Annotated in this window: 12 protein-coding genes; 6 read left to right on the top strand and 6 right to left on the bottom strand. The window is 70.5% G+C overall.

Annotation, left to right across the window (positions count from 1 at the left end; all coding sequences use genetic code 11):
- The first annotated feature begins 287 nt into the window (after positions 1-287).
- Positions 288-2,834: a BTAD domain-containing putative transcriptional regulator gene (locus ACFWNN_RS09515; RefSeq protein ID WP_382439435.1), complete on the top strand. Its 2,547-nt coding sequence runs from the start codon at positions 288-290 to the stop codon at positions 2,832-2,834.
- Here the strand turns inward: ACFWNN_RS09515 and ACFWNN_RS09510 are convergent, their stop codons facing one another.
- The 3 genes from ACFWNN_RS09510 to ACFWNN_RS09500 form a co-directional block, all read right to left on the bottom strand.
- Complete coding sequence (locus ACFWNN_RS09510; protein ID WP_382439434.1) at positions 2,835-4,772, bottom strand: hypothetical protein; 1,938 nt, start codon at positions 4,770-4,772, stop codon at positions 2,835-2,837.
- 139 nt (positions 4,773-4,911) lie between these two features.
- Complete coding sequence (locus tag ACFWNN_RS09505; protein ID WP_382439433.1) at positions 4,912-5,352, bottom strand: hypothetical protein; 441 nt, start codon at positions 5,350-5,352, stop codon at positions 4,912-4,914.
- Positions 5,349-5,513 (bottom strand): hypothetical protein, encoded by a 165-nt coding sequence (locus ACFWNN_RS09500; RefSeq protein ID WP_382439432.1) that lies wholly within the window; start codon positions 5,511-5,513, stop codon positions 5,349-5,351. The genes ACFWNN_RS09505 and ACFWNN_RS09500 overlap by 4 nt, the downstream gene beginning before the upstream one ends.
- 143 nt (positions 5,514-5,656) lie before the next feature.
- Between ACFWNN_RS09500 and ACFWNN_RS09495 the strand changes: the two genes are divergently transcribed.
- Entirely contained in the window at positions 5,657-6,166 is a 510-nt protein-coding gene (locus tag ACFWNN_RS09495; protein WP_382439431.1) for a hypothetical protein, read from the top strand.
- Between the two features lie 179 nt (positions 6,167-6,345).
- Positions 6,346-8,334 carry a VWA domain-containing protein gene (locus ACFWNN_RS09490; protein ID WP_382439430.1) on the top strand — a complete coding sequence of 663 codons (1,989 nt, stop codon included), beginning with the start codon at positions 6,346-6,348 and terminating at the stop codon, positions 8,332-8,334.
- A 13-nt stretch (positions 8,335-8,347) separates the two neighbouring features.
- Here ACFWNN_RS09490 and ACFWNN_RS09485 read toward each other — a convergent pair whose 3' ends face one another.
- Entirely contained in the window at positions 8,348-8,926 is a 579-nt protein-coding gene (locus ACFWNN_RS09485) for a hypothetical protein (RefSeq protein ID WP_382439429.1), read from the bottom strand.
- Positions 8,927-8,970: 44 nt separating this feature from the next.
- Here ACFWNN_RS09485 and ACFWNN_RS09480 point away from each other — a divergent pair, with 44 nt between their 5' ends.
- Both ACFWNN_RS09480 and ACFWNN_RS09475 read left to right on the top strand, forming a co-directional pair.
- Complete coding sequence (locus ACFWNN_RS09480) at positions 8,971-9,801, top strand: MerR family transcriptional regulator (RefSeq protein WP_382439428.1); 831 nt, start codon at positions 8,971-8,973, stop codon at positions 9,799-9,801.
- Between the two features lie 26 nt (positions 9,802-9,827).
- Positions 9,828-10,430: a hypothetical protein gene (locus ACFWNN_RS09475; RefSeq protein WP_382439427.1), complete on the top strand. Its 603-nt coding sequence runs from the start codon at positions 9,828-9,830 to the stop codon at positions 10,428-10,430.
- A gap of 9 nt (positions 10,431-10,439) precedes the next feature.
- Here the strand turns inward: ACFWNN_RS09475 and ACFWNN_RS09470 are convergent, their stop codons facing one another.
- Positions 10,440-11,195 carry an NADPH-dependent F420 reductase gene (locus ACFWNN_RS09470; RefSeq protein ID WP_382439426.1) on the bottom strand — a complete coding sequence of 252 codons (756 nt, stop codon included), beginning with the start codon at positions 11,193-11,195 and terminating at the stop codon, positions 10,440-10,442.
- Between the two features lie 102 nt (positions 11,196-11,297).
- Between ACFWNN_RS09470 and ACFWNN_RS09465 the strand changes: the two genes are divergently transcribed.
- Positions 11,298-11,882 carry a TetR/AcrR family transcriptional regulator gene (locus ACFWNN_RS09465; protein ID WP_382439425.1) on the top strand — a complete coding sequence of 195 codons (585 nt, stop codon included), beginning with the start codon at positions 11,298-11,300 and terminating at the stop codon, positions 11,880-11,882.
- Here the strand turns inward: ACFWNN_RS09465 and ACFWNN_RS09460 are convergent.
- Entirely contained in the window at positions 11,879-12,763 is an 885-nt protein-coding gene (locus ACFWNN_RS09460) for a LysR substrate-binding domain-containing protein (protein WP_382439424.1), read from the bottom strand. The two genes, ACFWNN_RS09465 and ACFWNN_RS09460, sit on opposite strands and share 4 nt — an antisense overlap.
- Positions 12,764-12,798: the final 35 nt, after the last annotated feature.

Raw genomic sequence — 12,798 nt, 5'->3', positions numbered from 1 at the left:
GACGACGGCGATCAACGAACGGCGCGCTAAAGCGACGCGTCTGCGCATGGCCCATCCCCCAGTGCCGGCGGATGCCTCCCTCTAGGCACCCAAGCCGGGGCGAACAATGCTCGGCCGACCTTGCACGAACCTGTCACGCGTCTGATAGAACCAACGGCATGGGGATTGGGGACCCTGTGAGCGCTCGGTTTCGGCTGCTCGGGGAAGTAGGCGTGGTGGTGGCCGGGCAACCGGTACCGATCAGGCATGCACGCGTGCGATGCGTGCTCGCGGCTCTGCTCGTGGACGTGAACAGGACCGTGTCCGCCGACACGCTCGTCGAACGGTTGTGGGACGAGCGGCTGCCGCGCCGTCCCAAGGACGCCGTCTACAGCTACCTGTCCCGGCTGCGGATGGTGCTGGCGGACGCGGAGAACGTCGAGATCGCGCGGCGGTCGGGTGGATACGTGCTGCGCGCCGACCCGGACGTCGTTGACCTGCATCGGTTTCGCGAGCTGGTCGCGCGGCGCGTGCCCGACGACCGCGCCCGCGCCGACGTGCTCACCGAGGCGCTCGGGTTGTGGACCGGCGAGGCGCTGACCGGGGTGGACTCGCCGTGGGCGGCGGCGTTGCGGGAGGCGCTCGCGAGCGAGCGGCTGGCCGCCCGGCTCGAGGACCACGACCTCCGGTTGCGGCTCGGCGGCCACGCCGGTCTGGTGGCACCGCTGACGGCGCTCGCCGCCGCCAGGCCGTTGGACGAGCGGGTCGCGCATCAGCTGATCGACGCGCTGGCCCGCAGCGGGCGGCAGGCGCAGGCGTTGGCGCACTACGAGACGGTGCGGCGGCATCTGGCCGATGAGCTCGGCGTCGACCCGAGTCAGGAGCTGCGGTCCCTGCACCAGCGGCTGCTCGCGCCGGCCGCCGGGGTGCCGCGGGACGTGCCGCGCCAGCTTCCGTTGGCGCCCAGGCACTTCCAGGGCCGCGCCCGCGAGCTGGACGTGCTGTCCGAGGGTCACACCGTGATCGTCTCGGCGATCCGCGGGTCCGGCGGCGTCGGCAAGACGTGGCTGGCGCTGCACTGGGCTCACCGGCACGCTGCGGCGTTCCCGGACGGTCAGCTCTACGTGAACCTGCGCGGGTTCGACCACACGGTGAAACCGACGGACCCGGCGGTGGTGCTGCGCGGGTTCCTCACGTCGCTCGGCACCGCGCCGGACCGGCTGCCCGACGACGTGGACACGCTCGCGAGCATGTACCGCAGCGCGGTCGCGGGGCGCACGATGCTGATCCTGTTGGACAACGCGGCCGACACCGAGCAGGTCACGCCGTTGCTGCCGGGCACCGACACGTGCCGGACGCTCGTCACGAGCAGGCACCCGCTGACGGGCCTGGTCGCCACGCACGGAGCGGTACCCGTGCCGTTGGACGTGCTGTCCGACGACGAGGCGTCCGAACTGCTCACCGCGCGGCTCGGCGCGCGCGAACCCGAGGCGATGGCCGAGATCCTGCGGCATTGCGGAGGCCTGCCGCTGGCGTTGGGCATCGTCGCCGCCCGTGCCGCCGTCCGCGCGGACCTGAGCCTGGCCGCGATCGCGGCCGAACTGCACGACTCCCGGCTGGACGCGCTCGACACCGGGGACGTGAGCCTGCGCGCCACGCTCTCCTGGTCGCACCGCGCGCTGAGCCCCGCCGCCGCCACCCTGTTCGCTTTGCTGGGCCTGGCTCCCGCGCTGGACCTGAACACCGCCGCGATCGAAGCACTGGCGGGCACCGACTCCGCCGCCCTGCCCGAACTGGAATCCGCGCACTTGGTCGTCCGCACCACCGCGGACCGCTACCGCATGCACGACCTGGTCCACCACTACGCCCGCGAACAGCAGGCGTCCGACAGCGAGGCGGCGCTACAGCGTCTGGTGGACCTCTACCTGCACACCGCACACGTGGCAGACCGCCTGCTGGAGCCCGAACGCCCGCCCTACCCGCTCCCCTCCTCCACCGTCGCACCCCTGGACCTGGCGGACAAGGACGCCGCGCTGGCGTGGCTCGAGGCAGAACACCCGATGCTGCAAGCGATCCAGCTCATCGCGGCTGACCACGGCTGGCACAGCCGGGCGTGGTCGTTCGCCTTCACGCTCATGTCGTACCACTGGCAACAGGGCCACCGCACCGAAGCCCTGGCCGTCGGCCACACCGCCATCACCGCGGCCGAAACCGCAGGCGCCCAGGAGAACCAGGCCCGCCTGCTGCACGCCCAAGGTCACCTCTACGCCCGCGCGGGCCTCAACGACCAGGCCGTGGCACACCTGGAAGAGTCCGCGAGGCTCAGCTTCCAACTGGGCGACGTGGTCTCCGAAGGCCACGCCCACCTGATCCTGGCCCGCGCGTGGGGCCAGCAGAACGACCTGGACCGAGCCAAACACCACGCCGCCACCGGCCTGGACCTGTACCGCCAGGCCGAAGACCCTGGCCTGCAGGCCAGAGCGCTCAACAACCTGGGCTGGATCTGCGCCCTCCGAGGCGAACACGCCGAGGCACTCCGCTACTGCGAGTCCGCCGCGCTCCTGCACCGCGCCGCCAACCAATTCTCCGGAGTGGCCGAAACCCTGGACAGCATCGGCTACATCCACGAACAGAGCGGCGCCCTCGCCCAGGCCGCCACCGCCTACCGCGAATCGATCGACCTGTTCTCCCGGCACGGCCACGACTACGAGGCGGCCGTCACCCTGGAGCGCCTGGGCGGCGTGCTACCGGACCCGGCGGCGGCCCGCACGGTGTGGGAACGGGCCTTGAAGATCTTCCGCTCCCGGGGACTGGCCGAAGCCGACGCACTGGAACGCCGCATCGCCGCACTCTGATCAGGTCGTCTGTCGCTTGATGACCTTCCAGGCCGCTTCTCCGACCACGAACTTCACCACGACGTCGAACTTTCCGTCCGCGGTCTCCTTGATCTTCTCGAAAACCTTCTTCAGGCCTTGGGAAGCTTCTTCGGCGGTCTGACTCGCCACGAGGCAGTACCCGAGCGTGACGAACAGGACCGGCAGCACCGACCTCACGGACGCGGGCATGACCGGCACGCTCAGCACCAACAGCAGAAGACCGGTGGCGGGGACCAGCAAACGGGCCAGGCGGTCACTGCGCAGCGACTGCATCAGCACGACAACGGCGGCGCCCCAAAGAAGTCCACCAGCCAACACCGCCACGGACCCGTCCTGCGCTACGACGAGCCCGGCCACCGCGCAGGAGAACAGACCGATGACCTGGAAACCCGACAGAAGGGTCGGCCGACCCGAGGTGAGTGCAGCGGCGACCTTCGGCCACATCACCCGCAGTTCCTTCGGCTTCTTCCCGCCGCACGCGGTATCGAGTTGATCGGTCGCGACCGGCGTGCGGGCCCGGAGAATCCCCGATGCGGCCGCCGCGTACCAGACGTGCGGCTTCGCGCGGAGGGCTTGTGCGTCCACGACGCAGTTCTCGTCCAGGAACTGCATCGCCTCGAGAGCCCAGGCGATCTGGACGTAGGCCAGCCCGAACAGCCCGACAGCGACCGCGACGGCCACGACGGTGCCCGTGCCGCCGCCTGCGATGACCGCACAAAGATAGCCGCGCGCCGCGTAGCCGCAGGCGGTCAGAACCGACAACACCGCGAACGACCACCTCGCGTGCCTCCACTCCAAGGCGTCTTTCCAGGTTCTGCACTTCTCGTACAACACGGCGAGAACCACCACGGCGACGCCCGCTTGGAGCAACGCCTGCCGATCTTCGTCGGTGAGCACCGGAGCCAGGCCGGGAACGAGGCACACCGCCAGCCAGAGCACCAGCCGCAGCGCTATCCCGCTGAGCAGCAGCCCCACCTCCGATGCGCGGAGGCCGTACGGCAGCCGCGCGCGATCCTCCCTGTCGCCACGTTCCTTCTCGGCATCGATCCCACGCAGGTCGTTCCACGAGTACCGCGCCTGGTAGAGCACCATCTCGAAGACCACCAGCGCGAACACGACCGACGACGCCCGGACGGGGTGATCAGGGATACCGACGGCCCACACGTACACGACCGGGAAGATCACGGTCGGCAGCTTCGCCAGGCCATCCCGTCGCGGCAGGAAGAACCTGACCAGCACCTCCGGTCGGATGCCCGCGCCGTCGCCGCTGCGGATGCTCGCCTTCCACAGCGAGGTGGTGTGCAGGTTGCCTCTGACGGCACAGACCAGCACCAGGACAACAGCGAGCCCGTACAGGATCGTCAGCCACCCGCCGAGTACCGGGTGGTCGTGGATCAGCCGCGCGGCCAGCCCGACGCAGGCCGCCGAGAAGATCAGCAGCACGAGCCCGACACCGAAGGTCAACAGCCAGCCCAGCGGCTCACCCGGCCGTGGCCGCGCTATCCACAGATGGGCGCGAGCGGTGCCCGGTATGGGCACCTTCGGAAGGAGCGCCTTCTCGACGTCATCGCGTCCACGCGCGGAGGTGTGGGTCGCCCCCACGCGTTCGTTGAGCTCACGCTCGACCTCGCGGAACTGCTTGGCGCGGAACGAGATCAGCGCGGTGAAGTAGACCAGGACGGCGAGATACGCGAGCGGCACGAGCGGAGCGCACGCCTGGATCCACAGTGGAGCGGCGGCGAGGATGGCGCCGACTTCCTTGGCCACGAAGAACAGCGCCACCAGGCCGATGCTGCCGATGGAAGCGAGTGTCGACGCGGCCGAGGTGTCGTAGCTGCCCAGCATCTGGTACTCGGTCTTGAGCAACTGCACCGCGTCGTCATTGCTCGGCGCGGGTTCGCCGTCGGAAGGCGTCATCTCGGCTCCTGCTCGCGGTGTGGTTCGGTATCGACCACTCCGCGAGCAGCGTTACGAGCGCACCGCGGGTTGCGGTGCCTTGATGCGGTCGAGCCGGACGATGGTGGAGGCCGGGGTCGGGCTCGACGACGTGCGACTGTCAGCGACGTCCGGTGGTCAGCACGACGAGGAACTGGCCGCCGCCCGCCTCGACGCCGGCGGTCACCGACAGGCCCGGCACGAGGCGGGAGAAGCGGTCCTCCAACCACTCCGCCGCCTCCTGGGCGTCCTGCCGCGTGGGGCACCGGGCCACGAGTTCGCGTCCGCCCTTGCGCTCCAGCCGACCGGCGACGGTGATCAGCGGCGCCGGCTCGGCCACGTGCAGGCGGTCCGGCCACGCGATTACCACCTTGACCGCCCCCTTGCGGGTGTTGCAGCCGCGGTGGGCCAGGCGCTCGGCCACCTTCGCCTTCCGATCCGCGGTCCGGCTGTCCACGCTGGGGCCGCGCGGGTCGTTCACCGACATGCCGGGGTCGACCGGCTCGTCGCACACCCAGCACCGCCAGCCGTCGCGTTCGGCCACGTCGTCGAGAGAGCTCACGCGAGCAAACTAGCGCCCCGGACCGCGAGATCCCGATCGTGGGTGCGCCCCGACGTCGCCTGGGCCGCGATGCGCACGATGGACGGCGGCCGCCACCTCGGCACGGCGAGCACAAGAGAGCGCTTCCAGCCGTGGTTCCACGCCATCGACGCGGTCAGCACCAGCCGAGCGGGGCCTGGAGCAGGAGCCGTCCGAACTCACCCTGTGCCGCCGCATCCAGACCGGCTGAAACCCTTCGGCGCGGTCATGCCGGGTGACCTGGCATCCGACTAACACCGCCTGGTCGTCCGGCGACTGCACAGGCATGGCAACAGCGATCTTCGGCTTCGTCGGAGTGCTGCTCGGCTCGCTCACCACGTTGCTCGCGGCCATCTACAAGGAGCGCGTGACCGACCGGCGCGAGGCCGCACTCCGCGACGTGGTGCACGAGCGCGAACGCCTCAGCACCCGCAACGCGTTCCAGCGCGACAGCGTGCTCGCGCTGCAGTCGGCCGTCACCGACGTGATCCAGTCCGCGTACGCCGAGCTGGATCGCGTGATCGCCGCGGAACGGGAGACGGGCACCTGGCCCGCTCGGCAGTGGGCCACCCCCACCGCCGAGGGATGGTCCCAGGCGATCCTGGCGCTCGAGTCCGCCCGCGCACGAGTGTTCGACGACGAACTGCGCAGGCGAGCCGACGAACTGCGTACTCGCGCTGGTGAGTCCGTCTGGGCGGACAGCCACGCGACCGCGCAGCGCACCAGCGAACCCCTTGAGCGGCTGCTGACGGAGTTCCACGACGTGGTGAACAGGACCTTGCCCAGTCTCTACTGAGGATGGCGTCCACAAACGAATACGGCCGACCTGGAATTGGCCGGCATCAGAAATCTCGATCGTGCTTTTGTAACGAGAATCTCCGCGGAACCTATGTGCGTGGCATGACGTCGCCCAAACGAAGACCAACGACACAAATGAATCGACTGGCGTCTTTCGCGCTGGCCACCTTCCTGACCGTGGCACCCTCCGCAGTCACCGCACCCGCGGGCCAGGCAGAGCCGGCCCCGTGCGGGAAAGTCGAGGTGGTGACGTTCCGCGGCAGCGGCGAGGACGGCGTGGACGACGCGGGCAGGTCGAACGGCCTGTCCGGCGCGACCCTGCAGAAGATCATCGACAAAGCCCGCGCACTGCCGTCCCCGACGGGGTACACGCTGGCCGACGTCACTGTGTACGGCGTTCCCTATCCGGCCATTCCGCTCGCGGAGTACAACGACGAGGACCAGGACCTCTTCGACTCGGTCGAGTACGGTCGCCTGTTCGGCAACGCTTATCTCCAGAAGCGCCGCGAAGAATGCGAATCTGTCGGCACCCGGTTCGTCCTGGCCGGCTACTCGCAGGGTGTCATCGCCGCCCGCGAGGTCGCGCAGGACGTCCCGGCCGGCTGGATCGCCGGTGTATTCGGTCTGGGTGATCCCGCGCAGAAGCCCAACGCGCGTGGTGTCACCGGTGGTGGTGCGAACGGCAACGGGATGTACCGCGAGCTGATCAAGAAGGAGGACGGCACGGCCGGCAGCGACTCGTTCTACGACCTGCTCGTGCCCAGCTTCCTCTTCTGCCACGACGACGACCCGGTGTGCGACCTGACGTTCAAGGCCCAGTGGCCACCGGTCGACATCGGTCCGCACACGAACTACGGCGGCACCGACGCCGAGCTCACCGACCTCGCCGCCAAGTTGCGCGGCATGGCCGAGGACGCCACGACCGCGCCCGCTCCCCCGGACGGCACCGGCACCGGCCCCGCGGACCTGATGTTCGCCATCGACACGACCGGATCCATGACGCCGTACCTCTCCGCCGCGGTCGCCAGTGCCAAGAGCACCGCCGACGCGATGCACGCGGCCAGTTCGAAGGCACGCGTCGGCCTGGTCGAGTACCGGGACCACGGCGACGCCTACGTCGCCCGCGTCGTCGTGCCGCTCACGGAGGACTTCGACGCGTTCGACGCCGGGTTGCGCGCTCTCAGTGCCAACGGTGGAGGCGACACCCCGGAGGCCGTCTACTCAGGCCTCGTCACGGCCCTCGGCGCGGACTGGGACAGGTCCGCCACCCGCGCGCTGATCGTGCTCGGCGACGCGCCCGCCCACGACCCCGAGCCGGTCACGGGACTCACCGCCGCAGCGGTCACCGAGATCGCCAAGGGCATCGCACCGATGCCGGACCTCCCGCCCACCGTGGGCACCGCCCGCGTGGCTGCCGAACCGGACGCCCCCGGCCAGGAACGCACCGAGAAGGCCGAAGAGGCGGCCCCGGCAGCACGACTCGCCGCCGCGCCAGGCGAGAAGATCCCCGCCGTGCCCGTCTACGCCCTCTCCGCCCACGACGACCTCAGCACGCAGATGGGTCCGATCACCACCGCGACGGGCGGCGCGACGTTCCCCATCGGCTCGCCTGACGAGGTGACCAAGAGCGTCGTGCGCGCCGTCGAGGACGCGTCGACCGCCCCCACCGCGCGCCTCAAGGCCGCGGGCACCGTGCTCGCCGGCAACAAGACCACGCTCAGCGGCCTCGCCTCCAGCCACGCCGGCGACGCCACCTTCGCGTTCGACTTCGACAACGACGGCACGATCGACCAGACCGGCCAGGAAGCCGCGGTGGCACACACCTACCCGAACACCGGTGGCGTCAAGGCACGACTGGTCGTGACCGACGACCGCGGCCGTTCGTCCGAGGCCGTGGTGGACATCGACGTCCGCGCGCTCGACTCGCTCCACTTCGACGTGCAGGCCCCGACCACGGGACCGAGCACCCCGCAGTCCCCGACGCCGGGCCCGTCCTCCTCGCCGGCACCGGTGCCGGCACCGAACCCGCCGTCGACCGGCGGCCTGGCCCTCACCGGCACCACCGGGCTCGTCACGTACCTCGGCCTCGGCTGCGTCCTGCTCGGCTGCGGCGTCCTCCTGTTCGTCACGGCGAAGCGCCGCAGGCGAGCCGCCCCTCGCCCCTGAACGGCCGGGGACGTCACCTGGTCCTGTCGGAGTTCCTGAGGTCCTCGACGATCTGCTGCACCGCTGCCTTGATCTCGTCGTCGATCGGGACCTCGGACACCGAGATCCGCACGTTCCACCGTCCGGCGACGGCGTGCACCGACAGTCCGCCTTCGCCGGGCGGTCCGGCCTCGCACGACTTGGTCTTCGCGTCCAGCACGCCGCTGGTGCAGAGCATCGGGGTGAGGCGCTCCGACTCCTCCTCGCTCGCGTACGCCACGAGGCCCAGGCCGAGCACCTTCTTGCCGGTCGACACGAAGACCTGGCAGCTGTCGGGCACCTCGGAGTTCACCTCGGAGACCTGGAGCCCCTGGGTGATGACCGCCACCGGTTCGGGCTTGAGCAGGCCAGGACAGCCCGCCTCGATCTTCTCGGCCAGTCCGGACGGCACGTCGGTGCCGCACGCCGTCACGAACGCGAGCGCCGCCAGTGCTCCCGCGAGCCTGATTCCCACTGTGTTCCCCCAGAATCGCGCCTGGTCGTGCGGCGCGCCGGGCCATGATCGCACGGCCGGGGTGCCGGCGCCGGGATGTTGCACGTGACGTAGCGGCATGTGCTGTCCTTTGTGGCACCACAGCTGGAAAGGCACCGTCCACGATGCACCTCTCGTTCACGCCGCCCCGTCAGGTCAAGATCGGTGATGCCGCCGCCTTCGCCGGGACGACGCCGCGTGCGATCCGTCACTACCACCAGATCGGCCTGTTGCAGGAGCCCGCGCGGGGTGCGGACGGCCGTCGTCGCTACGGCTACGACGACATGATCCGGCTGCTGTGGATCCGGCGGATGGTGGAGGCCGGGGTCGGGCTCGACGACGTGCGGGCGGCGTTCGACGGGACGCAGGACGTCGACGAGAACCTGCGGCGCCTCGACGAGAGCCTGGCGGCACAGGAGGCTCGCCTCCAGCGACAGCGTGCGGTCATCCGGCGTGTGCGAGCCGTGGGCAGTCCCTTGGGGTTGTTGTCTGACCTGGTGACGGATCGACTCGCGGACCTGCCCGCCGGCGCGGTGCGTCCGTCCGATGTGGACAGCCTGATGGTCACCGAGCGGATCTTCGGTCCGGTGGCCGCGGCGATCCAGGCCAGCACGTTCATCGTGCTGGCCACGCATCCCGAGTTGCGGGCCGAGGACGACCGCCTCGACGCCGCCGAGGCCGCGCTCGACGACGGGGTCGAGCCTGACGACCCCCGCGTCGAAGCACTGGCCCAGCAGCGGTTCGCCCACTACAAGGCGTTGGAACGGGCCGGCGCGGCCGCCGGGCTGGACGTGGTCGAGAAAGAGCTCTTCGAGCGTGACGAGGAGGAGCACGACCTGCTGATGAGCGCCTACGAGGCGTTCACCAAGATGCCGTACGACTTCTCCCCTGCTCGGTTGCGCTGCATGGAACTCACCGGGCAACTCCTCGGACAGGACACGGACGATGACTCGTGACGGACCCGCGCACTAACCTCACGCGGGTGAGCGATGTGTGGCACGAGTTCCGCCGAGAGGTGTTCGGCGATCCGTACCTGGTGTGGCACGAAGGCGCCGATGTGGACGCGCTGATCGCCGAGCACGCGCGCGGGCCCGAGCGAGCGGAACGGATGTTGCGGGCCGGCCTCGGCGAGCACGATCACGTCGCGGTCGAGTCGCTGGGCGCACTGGCCCGCGTAGGACGTGCGCCCTCGGACACCACCGAGTTGCTGCGGTCGGCGATGTCGTCCGCAGACGGCGTGTTCCGCGTGCGCCTCGCGCAGGTGCTGTACGAACTGACCGGCGACACCGAGCACGTGTCCGAGGTGGCCGCGGTGCTCGAAGGCGACGGGCACTGGGGCGAACGGATCGACGCGGCCATGGCGCTCGCGACGCTCCCCGTCACCCCGCGCTCGGTGGCGGCGCTGCACAGCGGGATGCTCGACCAGGAGTACCTGGTGCGCTACCACTGCGCGAACGGACTGCTCCGGCTGGCAGGAAAACGGACCGACATCGCCAACCACAAGGACTTCCAGCGCGTCAGCGGCGAGGACCCGGCCCAGTGGCGGGCCGTGGCCGACGAGCTGCGCACCGCGGTCGGCAGGTGACAGCGGCCGTCAGAACCGGCTGATGTCGACCGCCTCGTGCGCCGTCGTCTCGCGGGTGGCGGACGCCAGGAGCGCGCTGATCTTCTCGGCCGACGCGGGGGCGGCGGCCGCGGTGAGGTAGACCCAGCCCGCGTACTCCTGCAGGTCGAGGCCTTCCGGAGCGGGCTCGTGGTACGGGGCCACGTACGCGGGCATGTCGCGTTCACTGCGCCAGCTGTCGGCCAGGGTGCCGTAGTCGAGCGCGTCGAAGCCGAGGTCGTCCAGCAGGCGCGTCACCTCGGCCTTGGCGGACTCGTCGTCGCCCGCGATCGGGAGCGTGGCGCGGTCCGGGGAGCCGGACGGGCGGGGCAGGTCGGCCAGGTGCCGGAACACGATGTTGTTGAACGCCTTCACGACGCGCGCTCCGGGCAGTGCGCGCTGGAGCAGGCCGGATTCGGTGAGCTCGCCGCTCTCCAGCTCGGCGATGTCGCCGTCGCGCTGCGGGTAGTAGTTAATCGCGTCGATGACGATCTTGCCGGCGAGCTGGTCCGCGGGCAGGTTCCGGTACGCGAGCAGCGGCACGCTGACGACCACCAGATCGCTCTTGGCCACGGCTTCCTCCGCGGTGGCGGCGGTGGCGCGGTCGCCCAGGGACGCAACGAGTTCCGCGAGGGTCTCGGGGCCGCGCGAGTTGCTCAGGACGACGGTCCAGCCGGCGTCCACGGCGAGTTTGGCGATGGCTCCGCCGACGTTGCCGCTGCCGATGAGGGCGAGAGTTCCAGACATGATCACGACTACTTTCTCGGAAGCTGATTAAGTCGACCCGGCGGTCGACTTAGAACGCTAGCACGAACTCGACCGGGTGGTCGAGTTAGCTAGGATGACCCCATGACAGGTGACAGGACCGCGGCACGGCCGATGCGCGCTGACGCCGTGCGCACCAGACGAGCACTCCTGGCGGCGGCCGCGGACGTGTTCGCCGAGCTGGGGATCGACGCGTCCGTGGCCCAGGTCGCGGCCCGCGCGGGCATCGGCAAGGGGACGGTCTTCGGCCACTTCCCCACCAAGGAGTCCCTGCTCGCGGCCATCGTCACAGACGAGGTGGACGGCCTCGTGGCCGCGACCGCCGCGCTGCCCGGCGACCTGGGCCCCGACGCGGCGCTGCTCGCGTTCATGAAGCTGCAGGTCGACCGGTACGCGAGCAACCGCGCGTTCATCGAGTTGCTCAACACCTCGCGCGCGGCGGAGCAGCCCGACATCCAGGCGCAGGTGGGCAGGTTGGTCGAGGCCGGGCGCCCGCTCGTGGACCGCGCCCACCGCGACGGCACCCTCAACGAGGAGCTGGACGCGCGCGACATCGTGTTGCTGGCGTGCGGGCTCTACGGCGCCGCGGAACCGTTGCTCGCCGCGGAGCCAGGGGCCGGAGACCGGTACCTGCGGGTGGTCTTCCGGGGCGTCGCGCGCGGCGACTAGTCCTGCGCGAACCGTTCCAGCAGGCCGAGCGCCCTGGCCAGCACAGGTGAGTCGTCGTCGGCCCGGACGGCGGCCATCAGGTCGATGCCGTCCCGTCCGGCCAGTGGACGGTAGGTCGTCCCCGGCACGCCCAACTCCGCCACGGGTTGCGGGACCACGGCCACGCCCAGTCCGGATGCCACGAACGTGACGAGCGTGGAGGTCTCCGCCACCTCGTGGCGGATCCGCGGGGCGAACCCGGCCGCGCGGCACAGGTCCGTGACGATGCCGTGCATGACGGAACGACCCTGTGCGGCGTGCACGATCAGGTCCTCGCCGCGCAGGTCCTCGATCTTCAGCCTGCGCCGGTGAGCGAGCCGGTGGCCTTCGGGCAGCGCCACGATGAACCCGTCGCGGCGCAGGGTCAGGACCCGCACGTCCGGGTGTTCGACGGGTGGGCGCAGCAGGGCCAGGTCGATGCGGCGGGCGAGCAACGACTCCAGCTGGTCCGGTGCCAGCATCTCGCCGCGGAACACGAAGTCGACGGCCGGCAGCTCGTCGCGCAGGACGCGGGCGAACGCGGGCAGCAGGCTGTAGGTGGCCGACCCCACGCACCCCACGACCAGGCGCCCCTGCCGCCCTTCCGCCACCCGCAACGCCTCCGCACCGGCATCGTCCACAGCGGACAGCACGGCTCGCGCGCGGTCGAGGTAGACCGTGCCGGCCTCGGTCAGCTCGACCTTGCGGGTCGTGCGGCGCAGCAACGTCACGCCCAGCTCGGCCTCCAGCTGCTGGATCTGCTGCGACAGCGGCGGCTGGGCCATGTGCAGGCGTTCGGCGGCGCGCCCGAAGTGCCTCTCCTCGGCGACCGCGACGAAGTAGCGCAGGTGACGGAGTTCCACCCGATTGATACTCCCAGAGTCTCAGCGGCCGCGAA

The sequence above is a fragment of the Lentzea sp. NPDC058450 genome (assembly GCF_042721395.1).
Taxonomy (GTDB): Bacteria; Actinomycetota; Actinomycetes; order Mycobacteriales; family Pseudonocardiaceae; genus Lentzea.
This window is presented reverse-complemented; position numbering and strand designations above follow the sequence as displayed.

Excerpts from the sequence above, each read along its gene's own strand:
- ACFWNN_RS09510 (WP_382439434.1), bottom strand. The coding sequence starts at position 4,772 with ATGACGCCTTCCGACGGCGAACCCGCGCCGAGCAATGACGACGCGGTG.
- ACFWNN_RS09495 (WP_382439431.1), top strand. The coding sequence starts at position 5,657 with ATGGCAACAGCGATCTTCGGCTTCGTCGGAGTGCTGCTCGGCTCGCTC.
- ACFWNN_RS09485 (WP_382439429.1), bottom strand. The coding sequence starts at position 8,926 with ATGCCGCTACGTCACGTGCAACATCCCGGCGCCGGCACCCCGGCCGTG.
- ACFWNN_RS09480 (WP_382439428.1), top strand. The coding sequence starts at position 8,971 with ATGCACCTCTCGTTCACGCCGCCCCGTCAGGTCAAGATCGGTGATGCC.
- ACFWNN_RS09470 (WP_382439426.1), bottom strand. The coding sequence starts at position 11,195 with ATGTCTGGAACTCTCGCCCTCATCGGCAGCGGCAACGTCGGCGGAGCC.
- ACFWNN_RS09465 (WP_382439425.1), top strand. The coding sequence starts at position 11,298 with ATGACAGGTGACAGGACCGCGGCACGGCCGATGCGCGCTGACGCCGTG.